The following is a 25,264-nucleotide window of genomic DNA, read 5'->3' on the forward strand; positions in this document are numbered from 1 at the left end:
ATTCGGTGGATTAGCGGGGAGTGGTACTAGGTGGCGGTTGGTAATCGAGGGGTAAAAGTTCACCCATTTTCTCGAATGCCCAGTATTCATCGGTTAAAACGGCCAGTGGTTCCACCAATTGACCGTTAGGCAGAATCTCAACTTCCGGCTGCGTGAGCGTCAGCAACGAAATCTGCCGGATGGGCCGGGCAACAGGACCGGGCGGGGCACCAAACGGCCGCGCCGGCTGGTAGAGCGGGTCGGGCGCTTCGCGCAAATAGCTGACTTGCAGATAATCAGAGAAGCGCAGGTACACTCGCTTGGGTGTAAATTCAGCCCGGCGCAAGCTGTCAATAGGGCGCTCCGCCATATAAAGCATGGAAAAATTAGGCGGCATCTTCACCCACCGGTCAATAGAATCCATTTCCGCGGCGGTTAGCGCCTGGTTGCGGCGGGCGCGCAGCAGCGCTTTGCGCAGGCTGTCGGTGCGGGCAAAGCGGGGGTTGGGCACGATGCGCAGCTTCCGTACCAGAAAGCCCTGCTGGGCTAAGTCGTTGTCGCGCACACTTTTCAGAAAGTGTGTCAGGGAGCCTCGATAGGCTTTTTCGCGGTTGGTGAGCCAGCGTTGCCGTTGCTTGTTGCGGCGCGGCGTCATCTCCTCGAAAACCGGCCAGCCGTAGAACGACACGTATTGCTGCTTGAAGTTCAAGGTGAATTCCAGCCCGTAATACTTGACGCGGTAGCCCAGCGCATCGTTATCAACCTGCACGAACGTGGGGCTGCTGGCGGTTAGCTGGTTTTGCTCGGCATCGAAGGCTACCAGCACGGCATCGGGGTTGCGGATGCGGCACTGCCGTGAAAAGCTGGTGCGCCCCAGAAACGTTTCGGCAAACTTCTGGTAGTCACTTTCGCGGTTTGGGTTGGGCCGCACCGTTACACCCTTTAGCTGCTGGGCCGACGGAGTGAGCAGTAGCTCCAGCGGCTGCGCGCCATTGCCCACCGTAATGCGGCGCTTGAACAGCTGGTACCCCACATAAGACACGATAAGGTCGTAGGGTCCGGCGGGTACGTTTTTTATCGTGAACTGCCCGCTGGCGTTGGTGGAGGCACCGTAGGTGGTATTCGCCAGAAACACGCTGGCAAGCTCCAACGGCTTCTGTGTCAGAGAGTCCCGGATAGTGCCGTTCAGAGTGCTCTGCGCCCAGCCACCGGTGGTGTTAACCAGCAGAAAGAGCAGCAGAATAGCTGCATAACGCACCCTTGACGATGTACAACGGGCCGGTGATGAGCAGCACAGTATCATGCACCTCACCGATTTCACCCGCCCACCAAGTGCTGCCGGGCCGCGTCGGCATCCAGGGCCAGCTGGGCTTTCAAAGCGTCGAGGCCGTTGAATTTCTGCTCGTCGCGCAGGCGGGCAATGAACTGCAACGTGAGGGGCTGCCCGTACAGGTCGCCACTAAAGTCCAGCAGGTGCGCTTCAATGGTTTCGGCCAGGTCGCCGCCCACGGTGGGCCGCACCCCGATGTTGAGCATGGCCTCGTGGTGAGAGCCCTCGGCCGTAGTAGCCATTACGGCGTACACACCCCGCGCCGGAATCAGCTTCAGCGGCTCCTCTACGCGCAAATTGGCCGTCGGCCATCCTATTGTACGGCCTAGTTGCTGGCCTTGCGTTACGGTGCCGGTAAGCTGGTAGGGGTAGCCGAGGTAGCGGCTGGCCGTCAGGATGTCGCCGCTTTCCAGAGCGCGCCGAATGCGAGTGCTGCTTACGCCCACGGCATCCACGTCTTCGCGCGGAATTTCCTCCACGCTCAGGCCGTATCGGTCGGCGTGCGCACTTAGGTATTCGAAGCTGCCTTCCCGGTTTTTGCCGAAGCGGTGGTCGTAGCCAATGACTAGCTTACCAGCGCCCACCGTGTCGAGCAGGATATTCTGGATGTATTCTTCGGAAGTCCGGGCTGAAAACTCCTTGGTGAAAGGCACCACCAGTAGGTAGTCCACGCCAAATTCGGCCAGTTTGGCGGCCTTCTCTTCCAGCGTGTTGAGTAGGCGCAACGCCAGCAGTTCGGGGTGGGAGGGCGGCGGGCCCAGTACCAGGCGCGGGTGCGGCCAATAGGTGATAACCACCGTTGGCCCGCCGCTCTGTTCGGCTACTTCGCGCAGCCGCCGCAGAATCTTTTGGTGCCCCAGGTGCACACCATCAAACGTGCCACTGGTAACAACCGCCTTGCCCTGAAGATGCGGAAACTGCGCCGGGTCCCGAACGACTTGCATAAACTACTGATTTTGCGCTGATAGAATTGGTTGCATTGCTTACGGTTGGCGGGCTGTAAAAAGCGCTAGACAATGCGCGGGCAACGTCGTTTGTACGAGGCCCAACACATGCTGGTCCGCATTCCGAGGCGAAAGTTATTCTATAGCACTGTTAGTAGGGCTATCCGGTTCGGTGGCCGCGTTGTTGGCGTTGAAATACTCCAGCCCGGCCCGGCGTTCGGGGCGGCGTTGCTTCTGCTGGCGGGGCGGGCGGCTGGCTTCACCTTCGGGACGGGGTGGACGCAACGCGTCAATCTGTTCCATATTCAGGGCCTCCGAAAGGCGGTACTCCCCAATGCGGGTGCGCACCAGCTTGGTGAGGTGGGCGCCACAGCCCAGAGCCGCGCCAAAGTCGCGGGCGAGGCTGCGGATGTAAGTGCCTTTCGAGCATGTCACCCGGAAGTCTATGTCGGGCAAGGCAATGCGGGTAATTTCAAACTCCCGGATAGTGACCTGCTTGCTCTTGATTTCGGCCTCGCCACCGCGCCGGGCTACTTCGTAGGCCCGCTCGCCGTTCACCTTCACCGCCGAAAACAGCGGGGGCGTCTGCTCGATCAGGCCGGTGAAGGGCGCGGTGGCTTCCCGTATTTCCGCTTCGGTCAGGTGCTCGAATGGCTGCTCCGCGTCCACGGGCGTTTCCAGGTCGAAGCTGGGCGTGGTCTGGCCGAGGCGGAACGTGCCAGTGTACTCCTTCTCCTGCGCTTGAATCAGGTCGATTTCCTTGGTTTTCTTGCCGGTGCACAGAATCAGGAGGCCGGTAGCTAGCGGGTCGAGGGTGCCCGCGTGCCCGATTTTCTTGATGCGGAGCGTGTTTTTCACTTTGCGCACCACATCAAACGAAGTCCAGGTGAGGGGCTTATCGAGTAACAAAACTTCGCCAGCTTCAAAATCGAACGGGGGGAAAGCAGTATCAGACATCAGGCAAACTCTTAAAAAAGAACGTCATGCAAAGGTCTGGCCCCTGCATGACATTGCGCCTGCTTACAGGCAAAAAGATACTAATTCACTAAATCAGCTTCAGGTCGATGCCCAAGCCAATCATTACTAGAATGATAACACCCACGATAATGCGGTAGAAGCCAAAGGCCCGAAAGCCGAAGCGCGACACAAAATCCACGAACGACTTCACCGCCAATAGCCCCACCACAAACGCTACCACATTGCCGAACAACAGTAGCTTCAGGTCGTCGGCGCCGGGCGCACTTACTTTGTAAGTTTTGTAGAGCTGATAAACCGTAATGACAAACATGGTAGGCACGGCCAGCAGAAACGAAAAGTCGGCCGCCGAACGCCGGTCGAAGCCTTGGGCTAATCCACCGATGATGGTAGCTGCCGAGCGCGACACGCCCGGTATCAGGGCAATGCACTGAAACAGCCCGATTTTGAGCGCCTGCATGGTATTAGGCGTGGTAACCTCCTTGCGCGGACCCGAAAACCACTTATCCACAAACAGTAGCACGATACCACCTAACACCAACGAAACAGCTACCACCGTCACGCTCTTAAGTAGCTCTTCAATCACATCTTTCAGCAGAAAGCCCAGTATGCCAAACGGTAGAAAGGCCACAATCAACTTCACGTAGAAATCAACGCTTTGCAGGAAACGCCGCCAGTACAGCGCCACTACCGACAGGATAGCCCCCAGCTGGATAGAGGTAATGTAGGTTTCGGTGAATGGTAACTGGCCGATACCCAACAGGTTGGCAACAATAACCATGTGGCCAGTACTGGAAACCGGCAGAAATTCAGTGAGGCCTTCTACAATGGCCAATAGCAGCGCGTGCCAATAATTCATAAGTAGGGTCTTGGGGGTTTGGCGTATTATGGGCTTGGATGTTAGCTGATCTTTCCAGCCAATATCCAAGCCCATAATACGCCAAACCCCAATGTATTAACGCTTGTAGGTAGGAGCTACTGGTGCAGCGGGAGCGGGCTGTTGCGCTAGCGTTTCGCGGGTGGTGGCATCGGCGGCAATGGGAGCGGGGCCGTGCGGCCGGGCCATGATAGCCCAGAACTCAATCAGGAAACCGATAATCAGCAGGATGGGGCCCAATGTAATACCGAGGAATCCTTCGCCGTAGTCGGCCGTGTCCAGCGTCATGGTGATGAAGCCAGCCGCCAGTACGGCCAGCCCGATGAACATCAAACGGTAATTGCGCGTCCCGAAAGCAAAGCGAGGTTGTTGCGTAGGTTCCATGAGGCTTATGGTCTTATTTTTTGTAGTCTTATTTCTTCAAGGTTCTAAGGATTTGGGGTCTTTATAGTGCCAGCGAACTGAACAGATTCCAAGCTCCCACCATCCATCTAATACAGTTCGTCGAGCGACATGCCCAGGTACTTGCGCACGGCGCGGTAAGAACTTAAGAAGCCGATTCCGCAGCCCAACCCAACCATTACTAGCAGTAGCGCACCAATCAGCCGGTCGTCGCGGAGGATGCGCAGGTCGGCTACTTGCAGGTAGGCGTATTGCAGCAAGGCCAGCAGCAGCAAAGCCGACAGAATCCCGCTGACCAAACCCTGCCAGGTGGCGCGGCGCAAAAACGGCTGCTGGATAAAGAAGGGTGTGGCTCCCACCAGCTGCATGCTCCGAATCAGGAAGCGTTGCGAGAACAAAGCCAGCTTGATGGTATTGTTGATAAGCACCGTCACCACTACGGTCAGCACCACGGCAAAGCCCAGCAGCACCAGGCTCAGCTTGCGCACATTCTGGTTGATGGAGCTAATAAGGCTTTGCACGTACTGCACCTCGTGCACGCCCGGCTCGGCCTTCAGCTCCCGCTCAATGCGGCCCATCTGCAATGAGTCGGAAAATTCGGACTTGATTTTCAGGATGTACGCGTCGCGCAAGGGGTTGTCGCCGAGGAAGTTCTTGAAGTCTTCGCCGGTTTGGTCGATGAACTGCTTGGCGCCTTCTTCTTTCGACAGGAACCGGACCTGCGGCTTGTTGTCGCGCGAGGCAATGTATGGCTTGCGCGAAAAGTCCTGCTGAAGTCGTAGCAGTTCGGTAGCCGGCAAGTCGCGCTCCAGGTACACCTGCATTTCGATATTCTCCTTCACTAGGTTGGAGAGCTTGTGCGCGTGAATCAGGAGCAAGCCAAATAGTCCAATCACCAGCAACGCCAGCGTAATGCTGAACACTACCATCGTGTGCGGGTAGCTGCCAAGCTTTTTCTTACGGGTCGGACGGGTTGGGGGCATACAGAGGCAAAGGTAATCGGAGAATGGTTGCGGGTTTGTTATTGATTGTTAATTGTTGGGGATTGAATTGTTTAATTGTTGCATTGCTGAATTGTTGGTCGTTCTAATGTCTCGTCGAACAACTAACAATTCAGCAATGCAACAATTAAACAATTCAACCACTTAAAGCGTCGTCCGTGGGTCGTCGTCGATGTTGAGCACTTCGCGGGCTTTGCGGGCGTTGGTTTCGCGGCGGCGCAGGTGCTTGCGGGCGAATAGCTCAGTTAGGGAGTCGAACTGCTCGGTGTGCAGCAGGGAGATGCCCGCGCGGGCCTGATTCTGGTTAGTTAGGTCACTGTAGTCGCGCGGGGTGGTTTCGTAGCGCAGCTTGGCCCGGAACTTCCCGTCGGTGCGCAGAGCGTATTCCAAACTCAAATCCCCGATAACCGAAGTATTGGCGTTGGAGCCGGAGATGGGTACGCCCGTAGAGGTTGTGAGGGTGCCGGTGTTGCTGAAGCCGCCTTCCCGCGTCACGCGCAGGCGGCCGTTCAGGAACGAGTAGCTCAGCCGCACCTGCAAGGCCTGCAGCTGCTCGGCGGAAAGTCCGTTGAAGTTGAAGCTGATTTCCAGGTTGGGGTCGAGCTGCGAGGTAAGGGCCCCGAGCTGAGTGGAAATAATCTGCCCGAGGCTGTTGCCCAGGGCGTTATCCTGCCCGCGCAAGGAGGTAACCGACGACAACGAGCCCACCTGCGCCAGCTGTCGGAACACCACCAGGCTGAATACCTGCCGGTTCAGCTCCTGCTCATCGTTGCGCAACGACGACAGGAACGGGGCCAGGTCGCCTTCCAACGACGAGGGAATATCGTTGAACTCCAAATTGAGCTTGATGGCGGGCAGCAGCAGCGGCCCGGTCAGGTTCATAACGGCCGTAACAGGTACCACGGCGGTATTGCCGGGCAGGGCAGGAGCCAGCGAAGTACGCTGAGTATATGCGGCCGTCACGTTCATTTCGCCGGCCAGCGGGTCGCCGTTCCAGACGATGGTGCCGCCCGGCCGCACCACAAATTCCTTGTTGACCAGGCCTTGCAAAGTGAAGTTGTACGCCCCGCGCACAATCTCAATCTGCCCGCTCATGTTGAAGTCGCCGCGCGTATCGATGTTCAAACGCAGCCGCCCCGCCGCCGTGCCCCGGATTACGTCGCCGGTGCTTTCGTCGAGCAGGATTTCCACGTAGGCATCGGGCGTTACTTCCAGGTTCATGTTCAGCCGAATCCCCGACAGGTCCACCTTGTCCTGCACGCCAATGGGCACCGGCGTGCTAGTCGTGTCGAGCAGGTTGCGGTTCACGAAGCGGATGTAGCTGGCTTGCTCGGCTTTGGCGGCGTTGTCGAGCGGCAGCGAAAGGCGCGTGCCAGGGTCGGACTTGGCCTGCACGTTCACTACCAGGTTGGTGGACGGGCCGTTTACGCGCGCCGAGCCGGTAGCGTAGGCCGTACCGTAGTACAGCTGGTTGTCTTTGCGGGTGGTATTGAGCACCAGCATCTTGCGGAAAGAAGCTTCCAGCGCCAGCCGCATGTTCTGAAACCCGTCGTGAAAAATGTCGCCGCTGATGGTGCCAGAGTTGCCCAGCGGGTCGCGCATCTTGATATCGTTCAGCGAAATCCGGTCATCGGTAAACCGAATTCGGTCGGAGAAGGTGTAGGTGGTGTTCAGATAGATAAATGTCAGCTGGCCTTCCGACACGTCGATGGTGCCGGTGAGGTGGGGCGCACTGAGCCGGCCGGCCAGCCGCAGCGTACCCACGGCCGTACCGCCCAGGTTGCGGAAGATGGTTTTCAGAAACGGCTCGGCCAGCTTCACCGGAGCGTTGTCGAGCACGGCGGTCAGGTTGAGCTGTTCGGTTGAGTGGCTGGGGGCAATGGTACCCGCCACCCGTACCACCCGCTGGCCGTCGCGCAGCACATCCAGGTCGAGCAGGGCCTGGCTGGCGCGGTTGTCCCAGCTGCTGCTGCCCTTCACGTCGCCAATCAGCACCCCATCCAGCGCCAACGAATCGACGGCCAGTGTGGAGTTGAGGGCCAGCGACCCGAAAATGCCGCTTACCGTACCTTCGGCATTCACGCGGCCGGTCATGTTCTGCTTGGTAAGTGAGGTGAGCGTGGCCAGCTCCATATCCTTTACCAGTAGCTTCAGCTCCTTGGCGGGGTCCTGCGAAATGAAGCCCTGGGCGCTGATGCTCTGCGGCCCGTTGCTCAGGCTTAGGTTCTGAATATCAATCTCCTTGCCTTTGTTGGAAATCACCACGGCATTATCCTGCGCAATCTGCCAATCCTTGTTCAGCAAATTCACGCCCGACTGCCGGAACACGATTTTCACCGCATCGGGCAGAAACGACAGCGCCCCGTTGATTTGCGCCTTGTTGGTGGTATTGGTTTGGGCCAGCGCCGTGGAGAAGTTGATGCGCTCCTGGTCCCACACGCCTTCCAGATAGAAGCCCTGGGTAGCCCCCAGCCCCGGCAGCACCTGCCGCTCCGACGTCACGCTGGCCTGCGCCAGCACCTCCGGTTGGTAAGGCAGCTTGGAGGTAGTGAAGTCGAAATCAGTGCGGTAGGTGCGGACGCTGTCAATCTGGAGCGTGTCGAAGCTGCCGCCCATCTGGAAAATCGAGGTCTGGCCGTTGCGGAACGTGGCGTCGATGTGCGAGTTGTTGGCCACTTTCAGCCCTGGCACAAACAGTTGCAGCACGGGGTTGGGCTTCTTCAGATACAAATCCAAATCAATGGCGTACTCCCGAATCGGCGACTGGCGCTTGCGGCGGTAGTAGTTGGCAATGGCCGCGTCATTACTCTCGAAATTGAGCTGGTATTCAGTTATGAGCACCTGCGCGCTCTTGATTACTTCGGTGTAATTGTAGTTGCCCACGGCAGTCAGCCGAAACGCCTCGGAGCGCATCCGGAGCTGGCGCTGCCCGTCGCGCCGGACACTCAGCAAATCCAGCGTATCCAAATCCAAGGTGCGGCCCGCGTAGCCCAGGCGGGTGTTGCGGAGAATAATGCGGCCCAACAAATCATCGAGGCGCAGCCCCCGAAATTTCAGGTCGGCGGTGGTGGCTACCGTTACGCTTTGCTTGGTGAGCCCCAGGGCCTTAAGGTCGGCGCGGCGGACGCGGGCCCGCATATCAAACGCCTGCGCGGCTTTGTTGAGGTTAACGGTACCGTCGGCGTCGAATTGCAGATTAGGGTCGTTGGCGGCCACGCGGCCCGTAAACGACTCGCGGCTGAAGCGCCCGTCGGTGGTGATGTTGCGGAACCGGTAGCCGTTCAGCCAGATGCGCTGCACCGTAGCGCGGGCCGTCAGGGTGGCATCCTTCAGCGAGAAGCCCACGCCTTGCACGCGCCCGTTCATAGTCACGTCGCGAATCACTTGCTCCTGGCCCAGCAGGCGGCCCAGCTGGAAATTGGTGGTCTTGATGTCGCCGCTATAAGACGAGTAGCGCGGGTCGGTCTTGAACTTCAGGTTCACGTCCGACACCACCGAGCCTAACGCCGTATCAAACGAGCCGTTGGCCACAAAGTCGTTGTAGAACCCCAGAAACTGCCCTTTTAGCTTCACGGTGCCTAGCCGCTGCACGTAGGGCCAGCCCGAAGCCGGAATGTAGCGCCGAATGTCGCGCCCGTCCACCACCGAGGGTTGCAGCTTCATTTCAATGAAGCTTTCCTGAAAATTGGGCAGGCCTTCCACCGCAATGTCGCCCACCACGCGTGAGTTGCGGCCGTAGCGCACGTCCAGGTTTTTGGTGCGGAAATTTCGGACGTAACCCTCGGCCTGACCGGCAATCAGCACGGTTTCCTTCAGGTCGCGAACCGATTGTTGGGGCGCGAAATGGGCAATATCGTCGGAGTAGATGCGCGACGGTTTCAGCCGGGCCACCACCCGCACCGAGTCGTTGAAGTCGGTGAAGTTCAGAAAGTGGTTGTACTCAAAGCGCAGATAATCATGAATCTGGCTGCGACCAACGCGCAGATTCAGCTTGTCGAACTCCCAGAACTTATCGGCGTAGGTCATGTTGGCCGTCAGCTCGCGCAGGCGCGTGTCGGAAGGCGTGTCCACGGTGCGCAGGTTGTTGATCTGGGTGTGAATCGTGTCGCCGTGCAGCTGAATGTCCGATACCTCGGCGTAGATGCTGTCGAGGTACATGTGGGCGTAATCCATCGAGCGGCCGTAGTATTCGGCGCGGGGCGTGGCCTGGTTGTCGAGCACGAAGCGGCCGTTGCGCAGGCTGACGGTTTCAATCTTGAAGTCGAAGGGCTTGCTGACCTTGGTGGTATCGGAGGGGCCTACCAGCCGCCGCACCGCGCTCAAAAACTGCGAGAGGGTGGTGGAGTCGGGCTGCGTTTTATAGGTTACCAGCGAAAAGCGCGGCTCCTCCAGCGTCAGGTTGCTGATGTGCAGGTGCGAAGGGTCGAAAACGCTGAACAAGCTGATGGACGCGTCGGCCCGGCCAATATTGAACAGCTCCCCGCCGCGTCGGTCCAGCACTTGCACGCCTTGCAGCAGTACCCTCGAAAACGGCCGCACATCCACCCGGCCCACTATCACCTTCTGGCCTAGCTTATCGGTGAGGATGCTGGCCGCCTCGCGGGCAATGCGCGTTTGCACGCTGGGCACGCGCAACGCCACCAGCGCGCCTACCACCACGAGCACCAACACCAGCACCAGGCCGAGCAGCACTTTAAGCAGGATGGAGAGGAAACGAGGCACAGGCGAAACGGGGCGTAAGGGGCGAAGATACGGGGTTAGTGGTTGTGTGCTAACCGGGTACCGGCTGGCAGCCGCCGTGGCAAGAACGATACCACGCCGCGAATGGTTAAGCTTCTGACGGTAGTAAACGGAATTGGTTTACGCTTTTCAACGAACTTTACTGCGCATTCCGTCTATTTCAAGCAGTGAAGTAGACCATCATGCACACCCCATAGAACGGTCATGCTTCATCTGGCGTCCGCTAGTCGAAGCATCTCGCGTGCTGACGTCAGGTTACTCTTACAACATCAGCACGCGAGATGCTTCGACCAGCGGACGCCAGATGAAGCATGACGGGCTGTTGTAGCAATATTTCCTACTCTCACCATACCATCCAATGCCCACCATTCTCGCCATCGAATCTTCCTGCGACGATACCTCCGCGGCCGTAATGGTTGATGGGGAAATTCGCTCCAACGTGGTAGCCACGCAGCAAGTGCACGAGCAGTACGGCGGCGTAGTGCCCGAACTGGCCTCGCGCGCCCACCAGCAGCACCTGCTGCCCGTGGTAACGGCCGCGCTGCACAAAGCCGGCGTTGCCAAGCACGACCTGGACGCCGTGGCGTTTACGCAAGGTCCGGGGCTGCTGGGTTCGTTGTTGGTAGGCGGCATGTTTGCCAAAACCCTGGCTCTGGCCCTAGGCAAGCCACTGATTGCCGTGAATCACATGCGGGCCCACATTCTGGCGCATTTCATTGAGGACCCGCGGCCGGAATTTCCGTTTCTGTGCCTCACCGTGAGCGGCGGCCACACCCAGCTGGTTATCGTGCGCAGCGCCCTGGACATGGAAATTATCGGCCAGACTATTGACGACGCGGCCGGCGAAGCCTTCGACAAAACGGCCAAGCAGCTCGGTTTACCGTACCCCGGCGGCCCTCACCTCGATAAGCTGGCCCGCCAAGGCAACCCCACGCGCTTCCCGTTCCCGGTAGGCGCCATGCCCGGCTACGACTTCAGCTTCAGCGGCTTGAAAACGGCCGTTATGTATTTCCTGAAAAAGGAAGTCGCCAAGAATCCCGACTTCGTGCAGGAAAACCTGCCCGACCTGTGCGCCAGCATCCAGCACACCATCATCCAGACGCTGCTGCGCCAGCTCCGCCGCGCCGCCCACGACCATCACCTCAGCCACATTGCCTTAGCTGGCGGTGTAGCGGCCAATTCCGGGCTGCGCCAGGCACTACAAGACGAAGCCGCCGCGCAAAACTGGCAGGTGTTCATTCCCGCCTTCCAATACTGCACCGACAACGCCGGCATGATTGCCATGACGGCCCATTTCCAATACGAAGCCAACGACTTCGCCACCCAGCTCGTCAGCTCCGACCCGCGCCTGAAGCTGGTATAGGGTTCGTTGTTGGTTATTGGTTTTTTGTTTTTCGACAAAACAAGCCCGTGTTGCCGCTGCCGGAAAGCCAAATACAAACAACAAAAAACCAATAACCAACCATCAACAACGATGCAGAACCCTTTCCAGCCCGGCGACGTCCAAACGTACTCCTTGGTGGTTGCGCCACCGGACTTTGCCGTACTCAACGGCCGGCTGATTCATCCGGTGCTGAGCACGTTTGCGCTGGGGCAGGCTATGGAATGGTGCAGTCGGCAGTTTGTAGAGCAGATGCTGGAAGAAGGGGAGGCCGGGATTGGCACGCTGCTGACCATCGAGCACCATGCCCCGGCCTTCGAAGGAGAAACCGTGGAAATTCGAGCTATTTTTGAACAACTGGAAGGCCCCACGCTGACTTGCTGCGTAGAAGCCCGGGTAGGCGCGCGGCTGGTAGCCACCGGCCGAACCGGCCAGCGTATTGTGAGCAGTGCCCGGTTGCAGGCTCGTTTCCAGCAGCTACGCTCAAAAGAGTAGCCACTCGGAGCCTGCCTGATACTGCCAGAAATAACCCTTGAATTACCGTGAGTAAGAAAGAAGACCTCCCTAAGCGCGTCAACATCCTGAACCGCCGCGCCTCCTACGAATACGCGTTTCTGGCCAAGTACGACGCCGGTATTATGCTGCAAGGCACCGAAATCAAGAGCATCCGCGACGGGAGCGTGCAGATTCAGGACGGTTTCTGCGTGTTCCAGCCCGACGGCGGCCTGTGGGTGCACGGCCTCACCATTGCCAAATACACCGCCGGTACCTACAACAACCATGAGCCCACCCGCCCGCGCAAGCTGCTGCTCAACAAGCGCGAGCTAAACCAGCTCCACAACAAAAGCCAGGAGCAAGGCCTCACCATCATTCCCATCCGGATGTTTGTGAACGACCGGGGCTTTGCTAAGCTGGAAATTGCCCTGGCCAAAGGCAAAAAGCTGTTCGATAAGCGGGACAGCATCAAGGAGAAAGACCAGAAGCGCGAGTTAGACCGAGCGCGCGAGTATTAAGGTGAAATTGTGAGGTGGTGAAATGGTGAGTTTGACGTTCTTTGCTTTTGAATTGCGCTGGCGGTTCAATTTTATAAGCTTGTAATCTGATATGGAACGGTGAGTTTGAGGTACTGGCTGCGCCGATGCCACCTCAAACTCACCATTTCACCACCTCACCATTTCACCACCTTGGAACACGGAATCTGCGCGCTGAGCGTTGTGCCGGTACGCGCCGAGCCTACAGATAAGGCCGAAATAGTCACCCAGCTGATTTTTGGGGAGTGCTATTCCATTTTGCAGGTGCAAAACCAGTGGCAGCAGGTGCGCATCATCGCCGACCAGTACGTGGGCTGGATGGACGTTAAGCAGCACACGCCCGTTTCAACTGACTACCTCGCCGCCTGGCAAACCCAGGACCACCCCCGCACCCTGGATGTGGTGCAAATGGTGAGTGACCCCGACACCCGCATTCCGGTGCAGCTAGGCTCCCGGCTGCCATTTTTTGATGGTATGACCCTGCGCTTGGGGGAGCGGCAATTATTCTACAACGGCGCCGCCACCAACCCCCAAAACGGCCACGGCCCCCACGGCCCCGTGGATGCCCGCCTGCGCCTGCTCCAGAAAATGGCGTTGGTATACCTGAAAGCCCCCTATCTGTGGGGCGGCAAAAGCCTGTTCGGTATCGACTGTTCAGGCCTCATGCAGCAACTCTATGGCCTGATTGGGGTGCAGCTCCCGCGCGATGCCCGCCAGCAAATCAACCTCGGCCAAACCGTGCACTTCGTGGCCCAAACCCAGCCCGGCGACCTGGCCTTTTTCGACAACGCCGACGGCAACATCGTACACGTAGGCTTGCTGCTGGAAGATCAGCAAATCATCCACGCCAGCGGCGAAGTCCGCATCGACCCCCTCGACCACAACGGCATCTTCAACCGCAGCCGCCAGAAGTACACCCACAAGCTGCGCCTCATTAAGCGCCTGCTGGCGGAGTGAGTGCCGGTTGCGAGTTGCCAGTTACGAGTTGTCAGTTGCTAGTTGATGGAACTGGCAACCGGCAACTCACAACCGGCAACTGACCAGGAAACTAAACTTTCCAGCTATTGTTAATACGCTTAGAATCATATAGCTTTCGCTGTACCACATGATTCTTATCCGTTTGAGCGTATGGACCAAAAAGTTTTAGTTCTGAATGGTGATTACACGGCCATTACGCTGTGCAGTGTGCAGAAAGCATTTGTTCTATTGTTTCTTGATAAAGCCGAGATGATTGCCAACTCGGAGCATGGCGTGATACGTACCGTTAGCACCTCGTATCCCAAGCCCAGCATTATTCGGTTGCAGCGCTACGTGCGCGTGCCTTACAAAGGCATTGCCCTGAGCCGCCACAACATCATGAAGCGTGACCATTTCGAGTGCCAGTACTGCGGTTCCACCAAAAACCTGACCCTCGACCACGTGCTGCCTCGTTCGCGCGGCGGCGACTCCAGCTGGGGTAATCTATTGACGGCTTGCTCCCGGTGCAACCACGCCAAAGGGCACCGCACCCCCTCCGAAGCTGGCCTCACGATAAGACAGCAACCAAAGAAACCGACCTTATCCGGTTTCCTTAAGCTCAGCGCCGGTACCATCGACCATAACTGGCATGCTTACCTCAATAACTAGCCGGAAGCGCTGCTTCCGGCTTTTTTGTGCCCTATAACGCGGAGTGAATAGAATCGTACCACTCTTGCTGAATTCGGTACGCACAAAAAAAGCCCTGCTTCTCTTTCGAGAAAAGCAGGGCTTTTTTGATTGCAGTAATTACTAGCTCTCTTCGCCACTACGGACGGTGCCGGTAGTAGCAAAGTCCACCAAGTCTTGGTTCAGCTTGTCTTTCTCGGTGATGAATAGACCGTGCGGCGCACCATCATAGGTGATGTAAGTAGCGTGCTTGAGGTATTCGCCCATACGGTCGCCGCTGTTTTTGATAGGCACCGTTTTGTCGTCTTCGCCGTGGATAACGAGGGCCGGTACGCTGATGGTCGCCAGGTCCTGGCGGAAGTCGGTTTCAGCGAAAGCATGTCCGCAGGCTACGGTAGCTTGGTGCGAGCCGAGCGAAGCCATGCCGAATGACCAGTCGAGCACGGCCTTGCTGACTGGGTTAGACAGCGGCCCTTCGCCGTAGAACTGCTTGCCGAAGGTTTGCAGGAAGTCGAACCGGTCTTTGGCAATGTTCTTCAGGATGTCGTCAAACACTGATTTGTCTACGCCGTCGGGGTTGTCGTCGGTTTTCAGCAAATAAGGCGTTACGGCCGATACGAAAGCCACTTTCGATACGCGGGCCCCACCGTGGCGGCTCATGTAGCGGGCCACTTCGCCGCCGCCCATCGAGAAGCCCACCAGCGTTACGTCTTGCAGATCAAGCGTGTCAAGTACGGCTTTCAGGTCATCGGCCAGCGTGTCGTAGTCGTAGCCTTCAAATGGTTTCGAGGAGTTACCGAAGCCGCGGCGGGTGTAAGCTACCACGCGCAAGCCATGCTTGGGCAGCTCACCAAGCTGGTAGGTCCAGGCTTCGTGGCTCTGGGGCCAGCCGTGGATCAGCACAACGGGTTTGCCTTGGCCTTGGTCGGTGTAGTGCAGTTTTATTTCTTCGCCGTTGACGTCTTGGCCAGCTTTTATGTAACTCATCAGTGAAAAGTGTGTAGAAGATGTGGAATGGATTTGGTGTCCGTACATACGCGGAAGATTCGGCTGAGGTACTTTTCTGACAATATCTTGCACATTTATTCATTGCTTAACCTCAATTAGATGGCTTTTCTCGTTGCCCGCTACCGGGTTCGTCTATCGGTGCTACTGTTGGGTGTGCTGGCCGCCTGCCAGTCCAAAACCGATTCAGGTACCACCACTGCCACTGCTCCCGTTCAGCAGCCAGCGGCAGCCGGCCCGCAGGATTCGCCCGGTACGTGGTACCGAATCTACCGTGGCACCCTCGGCACCGACAGTATCACGCTGCACCTGCAAACCTGGCCCGCTGGCTTCGAGAGCCGCCGAAACGCTAGTTTCGTGGGTTCCTACAGTGGTGCCGACGGCCAGCCGTATGAACTGGGCACCGACTACAACACCGAGGCCAAGCCCGACAGCATTGTGCTGCGCGACCGGGACCTGACCTTTGCCGACGACAACGGCAGTGGCCCGGTGTGGCGGCTTCGCTTGGTGGGCAAAGAGCTGATGGGTACGCGAGGCAGCCAGCGGGTGCAACTGCGCGAAGCCACATTGCCCGGCAGCATCACCTTCGCGTCGCGCTACTTCACCGACTCGGTGGCGGCGTATCCCGGCAAGCCAGCCTCTCCCCACGGCCGCACCAGCTTGCATGTGCTACTGCCCACCAGCGGCCCCGAAACCATCCGCCGCACCCTCACCGACGGCATACTGCGTAATTTGCGTGGCGACTCGCTGGCTACCAAAGCCGTACCGGCTTCGGTGCAGCAATACTGGCAGCAACGGTTCAGCGCGTTTCAGAAAGACTACCGCGCCAGCGTAGCCGACCTAGCCCCCAACCTCCCCACGAACCCCGATACCAGCTCCACTGCCCCGTCCTACGACTACGTGTTGCGTTTCGAAGACCAGGCGGCCACTCATGTGCTTTGGAACCAGGATAACCTGCTGAGCTTGGGCTTTTTCTCGTATAGCTACAGTGGCGGCGCGCACGGTAATTACGGCACCAGTGCTGCCACATTCAACGCCCGTACAGGACAAGAACTGCGCTTCAAGGATATTCTTCGGTCTGATGCCCAGGCGCAACTCAGTGCATTATTAGAACAGGCAGTGCGCCGCACCCTGAAGCAGCCTGCTAACGTCCCGCTCGACCAATTTCTATTCGTGAAGAAGATGCCCGTCACATACAACGTATACCTGACCAGTGGCGGCGCGGTGTTCATCTACACGCCCTACGAAATTGCCTCGTATGCGCAAGGTGAAATCCGGTTGTTCGTGCCGCGCGAGCAACTACGGCCCTTGTTAAAATCCGGTCTGCCGTGGGGTGGGGGAGAAGTTAGCCGGCGGTAGCCCAAGTTGGGTTGGAAGCTGCGGGCGCCAGTTAAAAAAACACGCTAAGCAACAGTATAGAGCGTTTGTGGCTGAATATCAGCACCAAACTCCGAGAAACCTTGCAAGAAGGTGCTCAGATATATCGGAGAAGCTCGTGCAGAAAATGTGCAAAATGCGGGGCTTATGGACGATTCCGGCGGCGCTGGCGTTGTAGGGGCTACCTTTGCAGTATTCTCTTCACTATACGCTTTTATGCAAGCACCCAAATTCGCGGCTTCACGCTCCTTCCATAAAGAGTTGAAGCTCCGCACCACTGCCTACTTCACCGAAGCCGGCAAAGACACCACCGGCGACTCCCGGCTGTTTGCCAAAGCCGTTATCCTTACGGTTTCATTTGTAGCCTTATACCTCCACCTCGTTTTCCTGACGCCACCTACTTGGCTGGCTTTGCTGGAATGCGCGCTGCTGGGCCTGGTCGGTTCGGCCATCGGCTTCAACGTCATGCACGACGGCGCCCACGGTTCGTTCAGCAAGTCGAAGTGGGTGAATCAATTCGCTTCCTTCACGCTGAATGTGCTCGGCGGCAACAGCTTTATGTGGAACATGAAGCACAACCTCATCCACCACATGTACACCAACGTGGACGGCGTAGATGACGACCTGGACGCCCAGCCGTGGCTGCGCCTGAGCAGCACCCAAACGCGCTACCGTTTCCACCGTTTCCAGCACCTCTACTTCTGGTTTTTCTACGCCCTGCTCTTCATTGCCTGGATTTTCTTCATGGACTACCAGAAGTATTTCAAAGGCAAAATCGGCGAGATGCCCCTCAAGAAAATGACGGCTTCCGACCAAGGCGTATTCTGGGGTTTCAAGGCCCTGCACTTGTTCCTGTTCGTGGCATTGCCCATCTATAGCGTTGGATTTGTGGCCTGGATTGTTGGTTTCCTGGTGTTTACCACGGTGGTAGGGTTTACTATGAGCATCGTGTTCCAGCTGGCGCACACTGTCGAGCACGCCGCTTTCCCTATTCCGCACGAAATCACCAACAAGCTGGAAGACGAGTGGGCTATCCACCAAATCAAAACCACCGCCAACTTCGCCACTGATAGCAAAGTTATCAGCTGGTTGGTCGGCGGGCTGAACTTCCAGGTGGAGCACCACCTGTTCCCTAATATCTCACACATCCACTATCCGGCGCTCAACAAGATCATCCGTCAGGCTTGCGAGGAGTTCGGCGTGGAGTACAACGAATACCCCAAAATGCGCTATGCTGTAGCTTCCCACGTAGCCCACCTACGCGAAATGGGACGGGCGTAGAACGATACTGATTTGGTATATTTGGAGAGTTGCGGTACCCACCGCAACTCTCTTTTATGTCGGTATTAAAACTAATTCAGCGTATAGTAATCTTATTGAATATTTCATGGTCACTTTATGGTTGTGAACACAAAACAGAAGTTCTTGTGCCAGTTCAAGTGACTTTTGACAATATGAGGTTTGAGTTGCCAGAAAGTTGGAAAACTCACCGAGTGCTTCCTGTATTTCCTGCTGATTGTCTTTCGTGCTCAGGCACTGAGTATGCAGAGACTTTCGGTGATGACAGTACCAGAGGCGTATTTATACAGGTTAGCATAATTCCACGGAACGTAGTGTCTTCTGTGCTTAACTGTAAAAGGGAGTTAATAGGTTTGAGGGAGAAGAACCATAATCTGGTAGTAATTGATACGCTATCAACTACAAACGGCCATCACTATATTGAAATAGGTTACGAGAATGCAGATGACAATGCTTACCACAAAATGGTCAAGTATATTGGTTCATACCGCACGATTACTTTGAATTTTCGTGGAGAATGTAGTAGTGAGTTCGAGGAAATTGTAGAACGAATTCAAAAAACCGTTTACGTCAATCCAGACTTTCTGGTAAGTACAAAATTGTAATGTGTCAGCCTTTCGCATCTATCCTCTGAATTCCTTATCTTTGCCGCCCCGTCAGGGTGGCGGGCCGGCGCTTTTGCGCTGTGTATCAAGCAAAAACGCGTTTCGGAGTTGGCCCTGAGCCGAACGTGTAGAGCAGGGCCGCAAGCAACAAATGGCTGAAGTAGCAGATAACTTCGACTGGGACAACGTAGGAGCGTCGGGCTTCGGTGGTAACTATACCGCTGAGCAGCGCGCCGAAATGGAGCAGATGTACGGCAACACGCTGACTACCGTACAGGAAGAAGAAGTAGTAAAAGGCGTTGTGGTGGGCATCACCGAGCGCGACGTAATCCTGAACATCGGCTTTAAATCCGATGGTCTGGTATCCATCACCGAATTCCGCGACCTGCCCGACCTGAAAATCGGCGACGAGGTTGAGGTATTCATTGAAGACCAGGAAGACCTGAACGGTCAGCTGATCCTGAGCCGTAAGAAGGCCAAGATCAAGCAGGCCTGGAAGTCTATCTACGACGCTCTCGAGAATGACACCATTCTGGAAGGCGTAGTAAAGCGTCGGACCAAAGGTGGTCTGATCATGGACCTGGACGGCGTTGAAGCCTTCCTGCCCGGCTCGCAAATCGACGTGAAGCCTATCCGTGACTTCGACATCTACGTTGGTCGCCGCATGGAAGTGAAAGTGGTGAAAATCAACGCTGCTTTCGACAACGTGGTAGTTTCGCACAAAGTCCTGATCGAGAAAGACCTCGAGAAGCAGCGCGAAGCCATCCTCAACAACCTGGAGAAAGGCCAGATCCTGGAAGGCGTTATCAAGAACATGACCAACTTCGGTGTGTTCATTGACCTTGGTGGCGTTGACGGTCTGTTGCACATCACCGACATTTCGTGGGGCCGCATCGCTCACCCGAGCGAAGTATTGCAGCTCGACCAGAAGCTGAACATCGTAGTTCTGGACTTCGACGAAGCCAAGAAGCGTATCAGCCTCGGTTTGAAGCAGCTGACTGCTCACCCATGGGATTCGCTGCCCGCTGATATGGGCGTTGGCTCGAAAGTGAAAGGCCGCATCGTGAACGTAGCCGACTACGGTGCGTTCATGGAAATCATCCCCGGCGTAGAAGGCCTGATCCACGTTTCAGAAATGAGCTGGAGCCAGCACCTGCGCAACCCGCAGGACTTCATCAAGCAGGGCGACGTAGTAGAGGCTCAGATCCTGACCCTCGACCGCGAAGACCGCAAGATGAGCCTTGGTATCAAGCAACTGAGCGAAGACCCATGGACTCGTGGCGACTTCGGCACCAAGTACGCTGTAGGCACCAAGCACAATGGCCTCGTGCGTAACCTCACCAACTTCGGCCTGTTCGTAGAACTGGAAGAAGGTGTTGACGGTCTCGTGCACGTGTCGGACCTGTCGTGGACCAAGAAGATCAAGCATCCTTCGGAAGTGGTGAAGGTAGGTGACCGTCTGGACGTGCTCGTGCTTGAGCTGGACGTAGCTAACCGTCGCCTGGCCCTGGGCCACAAGCAGCTGGAAGAAAACCCCTGGGATACGTTCCAGACGGTATTCACTCCTGGCTCGGTGCACAAAGCTACCATCACCGAGAAAACCGACCGTGGCGCTGTCCTCGAGTTGCCTTACGGCATCGAAGGTTTCGCGTATCCGAAGTCGCTGGTGAAGGAAGATGGCAGCAACGCCGAAAACGGCGAGTCGCTGGACTTCCGCGTGGTTGAGTTTTCGAAGGATGACCGCCGTATCGTACTGTCGCACACTGCTGTTTACAACCAGCAGCAGGAAGAAGACACGCGTGCTGCCAAGTTCAAGAAGAAAGGCCCCGCTGGCCAGGCTGCCGGTGCTGCTCAAGGCGAAGGCAAGCTGACCGACCTCAAGAAGCAGCCTGCTGCTGAGAAGTCGACCCTCGGCGACCTGGATGCTCTGTCGGCTCTGCGCGACAAGATGATGGGTTCGGAGCGCCAGGTAGGTGAGCAGAAGCTCGCTTCTAAAGCTGCCCCTGCCGCTGAGGCTGCTCCAGCTGCCGAAGGTGGTATTCTGTCGGCCGTAACGGGCGCTGCCTCCGCGGCCCTGGACAAGGTAACCGAAGTAGCCGGCGACGTAGTAGAGCGTGCCAAGCACCTGCTCGACTCGGACGACGCTGCCGACAAGAAAGACGAAGAGAAAGCCTAAGCTTTTGCACTCGTAAGTTAGAGAGGCCCCGGACGAGTCCGGGGCCTTTTTTTGTGCCAGCCGCACCGGATGGAATAATTCCTTGGAATTTCTTCTCGCAGAAAAACAGTCATTTACCCCACCCGAAAGCAGGAATACCACATTGGGTTTGGCATAAGTCGGATTAAGGTGTAAGTTTGCATCCCCAATCCGGTGACGTGACCGAGTGGCTAGGTAGAGGTCTGCAAAACCTCCTACGGCGGTTCGAATCCGCCCGTCACCTCAAGTACAAGCACGAAAAAGCCCGCTGTGAGTTCAACTTGCAGCGGGCTTTTTCGTGCTTGGCTACGCGGTGCGTTCAGTCGGTAAGTGGCTGCATATGCAACAGGTAGAAGCTGTTCATCCAGTATTCAGCGTCGGCGCCGGAAAAAGAGTGGTAACGGTGGCGGGCGGCCTCATCGTTAGGATAAACTTCCTCCATCCACGTTTCCGCTACCCGGTACCTATTGGGCGGCAGATTCACCGCTTTTATGCGGACGCGGTGGCTTATCACTATATCAGCGCCTGATACCTGCGCCGGCAGGAGTTCTACGCGCAGCTGTCCTTCGGCAAAGTCATAGACTTTGGGTTGCCAGATTCCGGTATATATCGTTTCCATACTGTTCCTGACCTTAAATAGCAGCCTGGGTTTAATGGGGCAGAAAAATATTCTCCTACTCACCTCAAAGCCTCGGCCTGGGCTACCGGCGTAACCGATACTGTAGCTGCCCGTTGAGCTTGCCTTGCATTCGAATACAGGATGTAAGAGGGGGTAAAAGAGAATATGATGGCTTTGCAGGCTCAAATCCCTACATTTAACTTCCGCGTACAACGCGCATACTCGCCTTCCACTCCCTGTTTTCGTTTATGAAAATTATTGACCTACGCACCATGCGCGGGCCCAGCTACTGGTCCGTTAAACATTACAAGCTAATTGTAATGAAAGTGGACCTCGAAGACTTTGCCGATCAATGGTCGAATGCAGTACCCGAACTAGCTGACCGACTAACCGAACTGATGCCGGAGATTGGCAAGCCGCACGCTGCTTTCGAAACGCAAAAGCACGCCGCCAAGCACCCGCCCCTAACCAAGGAGCAACTAGCCGACGGCGAACCACTGGGCCACGTTATTCAGCACGTAGCGCTGGAGTTGCAGCGGCAGGCCGGTATGCCAGTGTTCTGGGGCAAATCGTACCCGGCGCGCGAAAACGGGATTGAGTTTGTGGTGTTCAGCTACCAGGAGGAACGAGCCGGCCGCCGGGCTGCTGAGGCTGCGGTGGAAATAGTGGAAGCACTTTGCCAAAGCAAAGAGGTGGACCTCAAGCCGATTATCGACGAGCTGCACGAAATCCGGGAAGAAGAATTCATCGGACCCAGCACCTGGAGCATCGTGTCGGAGGCGGCCTCGCGCAACATACCGTACATCCAGCTCAAGAACAGCGGCATTATTCAGCTCGGCTACGGCGTCAACCAGAAGCGCATCTGGGCCACTACTACTAGCTACACCTCGCACGCCGGGGTGGAAATTGCCGGTAATAAGAACCGCACAAAAGCCATGTTGCACGATGCGGGCGTGCTGGTACCCAAAGGCACTACGGTGTACTCGGAAAATGGCTTGCGCGACGCCATTGAGGACCTGGGCTTCCCGCTGGTGACCAAACCACTGGACGGCAACCACGGCAAGGGCGTTACCATTCGCATCATGAACTGGGAAGATGCGGTAGAAGGCCTCAAGATGGCGCAGGCATATTCCAAAGCGGTTATTGTTGAGCAATTCATTGAAGGCTTCGACTTCCGGCTGCTAGTTGTGAACGGCAAGCTGGTAGCCGCCGCCAAGCGCACCCCGGCCGCCGTAGTCGGCGACGGGCAGCGCACCATCCAGGAGCTGATTGACAAAGTCAACGAAGACCCCCGCCGCGGCATCGGCCACGAAAAGGTGCTCACCAGCATCAAGGCCGACAAGCACACGCTTGATATTCTGAAAGGGCGGGAGCTGACGCTGGAATCGGTGCTGCCGGACGGGGAAACGCTATATTTGAAGAGCACGGCCAACATCAGCACCGGCGGCACCGCCACCGACGTTACCGACCTGATGCACCCCTACAATGTGCTGCTGGCCGAACGGGTAGCGGGCATCGTGGGCCTCGACATCTGCGGCATCGACCTGATGACCACCGATATTGCGGTGCCGCTGAACGAAACGCGTGGCGCCGTCATCGAAGTGAATGCTGCCCCCGGTTTCCGGATGCACATTTCGCCTACCGATGGCCTGCCCCGCAACGTGGCCGAACCCGTGGTGGATATGCTGTTTCCGCGCGGCAGCAACGCCCGCATTCCTATCATTGCCATTACCGGCACCAACGGCAAAACCACTACTACGCGCCTGATTGCCCACATGGTCACCACCAAGGGTTATAAAGTGGGCTTCACCACCACCGACGGTATCTATATCCAAGGCCGGCAGTTGCAGAAAGGCGACTGCACAGGCGGGCAAAGTGCCGAGTTCGTGCTCAAAGATCCGACCATCAACTACGCCGTGCTGGAAACGGCCCGCGGCGGCATGTTGCGCTCCGGCCTGGGCTTCCACACCTGCGACATTGCGGTGGTTACCAACGTAGCCGCCGACCATTTGGGCATGCGCGACATTCATACGGTGGAGGAAATGGCCGCTGTCAAGGGGGTACTGCCCCGCACGGTGCGCAAGAACGGCTGGGCCGTGCTCAACGCCGACGACAACCTGGTGTACGCCATGCGCGAAAAGCTGGACTGCCGCGTGGCACTGTTCAGCATGGACGAAAACAACCCCCGCATCCTCGACCACGTGGAGGCCGGTGGGGTGGCCGCCGTGTATGAGGAAGGCTACGTGACCATCTATAAGAACAGCTACAAGCTACGGATCGACCGGGCCGCCGAGTTTCCGATAACCTTTGGGGGGCGGGCTACCTTCAACATCGAAAACAGCTTGGCCACGGCGCTAACCGGCTATTTGGCGGGTTTCGAGCGGGAAGACATCAAGCTGGCTCTGCGTACGTTCGTGCCCTCGGCCAGCAAGACGCCGGGCCGCATGAACGTGTTCAACTTCCCGAAGTTCGAGGTGATTGTGGATTACGCGCACAACACCCACGGCATCGAGAAATTCGCGGAGTTCCTGAATGCTACGGAAGCCACGCGGAAAATCGGGATGGTGTCGGGGCTGGGTGACCGGCGCGACGAGGATACGCTGGGTTTCGCCCGAATTGCCGGCCGCATCTTCGACGAGGTAATTCTGCGCCAAGACCGGGACTTGCGCGGTAAAACAGCCGAGCAGCTCAAGGAAATCATGGAGCGCGGCCTACGCCTCGACCACGCCGAACTGCCCATCACTTACATTGAAAACGAGCTGGAGGCCGTGGATTATGTGCTGGCCAATGCGCCGGAAGGTGCAGTGGTAGTACTCTTCACTGAGAACATAACGGCTGTGCTGAAAAAACTGGAAGAATACGAATCAGCGCACTAAACTGGCTGAATAGCCGGATTGCATTGTAAACTGGCGGCGCTTTCTTCTTGTTAACCAGGTAAACCAGTAGGGCAATAATCTTCTCGTCTTATGTCTATCACCTCTCATGCAGACCTAGTTGGCTTGCAGCGCATCAGCGAAGCCGTTGGTACCACCTTGAAGCAGATGCGCGAGTATGCCCAGCCGGGTATGACTACCAAAGAGCTGGACGAGTACGGTGGACGTATTCTGGCGGCGCTGGGAGCTAAATCGGCACCGCGGCTTACCTATGGCTTCCCAGGCTGGACGTGCATCAGTGTAAACAACGAAGTGGCGCACGGTATTCCATCAGACCGCAAAGTGCTACAGTCTGGCGACCTGGTGAACATCGACGTATCGGCGGAGCTGGACAACTACTGGGCCGATAATGGCGGCTCCTTCGTGCTCGGGGCTGACATTCATAATCATCAGCCATTGGTTGATGCTTCCCGGCAAATTTTGCGCACGGCTCTCAGCCGTATTCGTGGCGGCGTCCGCATTGCCGACATTGGCGGATTGATTGAGGGCGAAGCGCGGAAAGCGGGTTTTCGGGTCATCAAGAACCTGGTAGGGCACGGCATTGGCCGTAGCCTCCACGAGGAGCCCAAGGAAATACCCTGCTACTACGACCGGTACAACCTGAAGCGCTTTAAAAAGGACTCGGTGGTTGCGGTAGAAACGTTTATTTCCACCCGTGCCACGCTGGCGCATCAACTCAATGACGGTTGGACCATGAGCACCAAAGACGGTAGCTACGTGGCTCAGCACGAGCATACCATTGTCATTACAGATGGCCAGCCTATCATCCTAACAGAGGCAAACCACATCTGGGAGTAAGCAAGCCAGGCTGGCTCGTCTGCTTCGTGACCTTCATAAGAAATGCAAAACGGCTTGCCAGATGGCAAGCCGTTTTGCATTTCTTATCAGGAGTTGAATAGTCGTTTACAAAATCTGACTAAGCTGCAAA

The 25,264-nt window shown here is 56.9% G+C and carries 20 protein-coding genes and 1 tRNA gene; 12 read left to right on the forward strand and 9 right to left on the reverse strand.

The genetic code is table 11. The features are described from left to right. Positions 1 to 10: 10 nt before the first annotated feature. The 7 genes from J0X19_RS12575 to J0X19_RS25135 form a co-directional block, all read right to left on the reverse strand. On the reverse strand, positions 11 to 1,237 hold the full coding sequence (locus J0X19_RS12575) for a carboxypeptidase-like regulatory domain-containing protein (protein ID WP_206984716.1): 1,227 nt from the start codon (positions 1,235 to 1,237) through the stop codon (positions 11 to 13). Positions 1,238 to 1,296: 59 nt separating this feature from the next. Next, on the reverse strand, positions 1,297 to 2,253 hold the full coding sequence (locus J0X19_RS12580) for a bifunctional riboflavin kinase/FAD synthetase (RefSeq protein ID WP_206984717.1): 957 nt from the start codon (positions 2,251 to 2,253) through the stop codon (positions 1,297 to 1,299). 135 nt (positions 2,254 to 2,388) lie between these two features. Continuing rightward, complete coding sequence (gene truB, locus J0X19_RS12585) at positions 2,389 to 3,210, reverse strand: tRNA pseudouridine(55) synthase TruB (RefSeq protein ID WP_206984718.1); 822 nt, start codon at positions 3,208 to 3,210, stop codon at positions 2,389 to 2,391. 88 nt (positions 3,211 to 3,298) lie between these two features. Beyond that, positions 3,299 to 4,087 (reverse strand): undecaprenyl-diphosphate phosphatase, encoded by a 789-nt coding sequence (locus tag J0X19_RS12590; RefSeq protein WP_206984719.1) that lies wholly within the window; start codon positions 4,085 to 4,087, stop codon positions 3,299 to 3,301. A 96-nt stretch (positions 4,088 to 4,183) separates the two neighbouring features. After that, entirely contained in the window at positions 4,184 to 4,489 is a 306-nt protein-coding gene (locus J0X19_RS12595; RefSeq protein WP_206984720.1) for a DUF3098 domain-containing protein, read from the reverse strand. Positions 4,490 to 4,596: 107 nt separating this feature from the next. Next, the gene (locus J0X19_RS12600) at positions 4,597 to 5,490 is read right to left on the reverse strand and encodes a cell division protein FtsX (protein WP_206984721.1); all 894 of its coding nucleotides are present in this window, start codon (positions 5,488 to 5,490) and stop codon (positions 4,597 to 4,599) included. Positions 5,491 to 5,652: 162 nt separating this feature from the next. Next, complete coding sequence (locus tag J0X19_RS25135; RefSeq protein ID WP_206984722.1) at positions 5,653 to 10,230, reverse strand: translocation/assembly module TamB domain-containing protein; 4,578 nt, start codon at positions 10,228 to 10,230, stop codon at positions 5,653 to 5,655. Positions 10,231 to 10,606: 376 nt separating this feature from the next. On the opposite strand from J0X19_RS25135, the gene tsaD reads away from it, so the two are divergent. The 5 genes from tsaD to J0X19_RS12630 all read left to right on the forward strand — a co-directional run bounded on the left by tsaD (position 10,607) and on the right by J0X19_RS12630 (position 14,286). Continuing rightward, the gene (gene tsaD / locus J0X19_RS12610) at positions 10,607 to 11,611 is read left to right on the forward strand and encodes a tRNA (adenosine(37)-N6)-threonylcarbamoyltransferase complex transferase subunit TsaD (RefSeq protein ID WP_206984723.1); all 1,005 of its coding nucleotides are present in this window, start codon (positions 10,607 to 10,609) and stop codon (positions 11,609 to 11,611) included. 111 nt (positions 11,612 to 11,722) lie between these two features. Continuing rightward, the gene (locus J0X19_RS12615) at positions 11,723 to 12,124 is read left to right on the forward strand and encodes a thioesterase family protein (RefSeq protein ID WP_206984724.1); all 402 of its coding nucleotides are present in this window, start codon (positions 11,723 to 11,725) and stop codon (positions 12,122 to 12,124) included. A 41-nt stretch (positions 12,125 to 12,165) separates the two neighbouring features. Then, the gene (gene smpB / locus J0X19_RS12620) at positions 12,166 to 12,642 is read left to right on the forward strand and encodes an SsrA-binding protein SmpB (protein ID WP_206984822.1); all 477 of its coding nucleotides are present in this window, start codon (positions 12,166 to 12,168) and stop codon (positions 12,640 to 12,642) included. A 171-nt stretch (positions 12,643 to 12,813) separates the two neighbouring features. After that, positions 12,814 to 13,617, forward strand: coding sequence for a C40 family peptidase (locus tag J0X19_RS12625; protein WP_242582547.1), 804 nt, complete (start codon positions 12,814 to 12,816; stop codon positions 13,615 to 13,617). Positions 13,618 to 13,788: 171 nt separating this feature from the next. Continuing rightward, positions 13,789 to 14,286 (forward strand): HNH endonuclease, encoded by a 498-nt coding sequence (locus J0X19_RS12630; protein WP_022822599.1) that lies wholly within the window; start codon positions 13,789 to 13,791, stop codon positions 14,284 to 14,286. A 141-nt stretch (positions 14,287 to 14,427) separates the two neighbouring features. Here the strand turns inward: J0X19_RS12630 and J0X19_RS12635 are convergent, their stop codons facing one another. Then, positions 14,428 to 15,291, reverse strand: coding sequence for an alpha/beta fold hydrolase (locus tag J0X19_RS12635; RefSeq protein ID WP_206984725.1), 864 nt, complete (start codon positions 15,289 to 15,291; stop codon positions 14,428 to 14,430). Between the two features lie 120 nt (positions 15,292 to 15,411). Between J0X19_RS12635 and J0X19_RS12640 the strand changes: the two genes are divergently transcribed. The 5 genes from J0X19_RS12640 (at position 15,412) to J0X19_RS12660 (ending at position 21,028) form a co-directional block, all read left to right on the forward strand. Continuing rightward, a complete protein-coding gene (locus J0X19_RS12640) occupies positions 15,412 to 16,668 on the forward strand; it encodes a DUF3298 and DUF4163 domain-containing protein (RefSeq protein WP_206984726.1) in 1,257 nt (418 codons plus the stop codon). Between the two features lie 234 nt (positions 16,669 to 16,902). After that, positions 16,903 to 17,967: a fatty acid desaturase family protein gene (locus J0X19_RS12645; protein WP_206984727.1), complete on the forward strand. Its 1,065-nt coding sequence runs from the start codon at positions 16,903 to 16,905 to the stop codon at positions 17,965 to 17,967. A 56-nt stretch (positions 17,968 to 18,023) separates the two neighbouring features. Beyond that, positions 18,024 to 18,590 (forward strand): hypothetical protein, encoded by a 567-nt coding sequence (locus J0X19_RS12650; RefSeq protein WP_206984728.1) that lies wholly within the window; start codon positions 18,024 to 18,026, stop codon positions 18,588 to 18,590. Positions 18,591 to 18,741: 151 nt separating this feature from the next. After that, on the forward strand, positions 18,742 to 20,766 hold the full coding sequence (rpsA, locus tag J0X19_RS12655) for a 30S ribosomal protein S1 (RefSeq protein ID WP_242582549.1): 2,025 nt from the start codon (positions 18,742 to 18,744) through the stop codon (positions 20,764 to 20,766). Between the two features lie 191 nt (positions 20,767 to 20,957). Then, a tRNA-Cys gene (locus J0X19_RS12660) sits at positions 20,958 to 21,028 on the forward strand. Between the two features lie 75 nt (positions 21,029 to 21,103). Here J0X19_RS12660 and J0X19_RS12665 read toward each other — a convergent pair. Next, positions 21,104 to 21,403, reverse strand: coding sequence for a hypothetical protein (locus J0X19_RS12665; protein WP_206984729.1), 300 nt, complete (start codon positions 21,401 to 21,403; stop codon positions 21,104 to 21,106). Positions 21,404 to 21,651: 248 nt separating this feature from the next. On the opposite strand from J0X19_RS12665, the gene cphA reads away from it, so the two are divergent. Together cphA and map are read left to right on the forward strand one after the other, a co-directional pair. Next, a complete protein-coding gene (cphA, locus tag J0X19_RS12670; protein WP_206984730.1) occupies positions 21,652 to 24,279 on the forward strand; it encodes a cyanophycin synthetase in 2,628 nt (875 codons plus the stop codon). A gap of 90 nt (positions 24,280 to 24,369) precedes the next feature. Next, complete coding sequence (gene map / locus J0X19_RS12675) at positions 24,370 to 25,134, forward strand: type I methionyl aminopeptidase (RefSeq protein ID WP_206984731.1); 765 nt, start codon at positions 24,370 to 24,372, stop codon at positions 25,132 to 25,134. The last annotated feature ends 130 nt before the right edge of the window (positions 25,135 to 25,264 follow it).

The organism is Hymenobacter telluris (assembly GCF_017313265.1).
GTDB lineage: Bacteria > Bacteroidota > Bacteroidia > Cytophagales > Hymenobacteraceae > Hymenobacter > Hymenobacter telluris.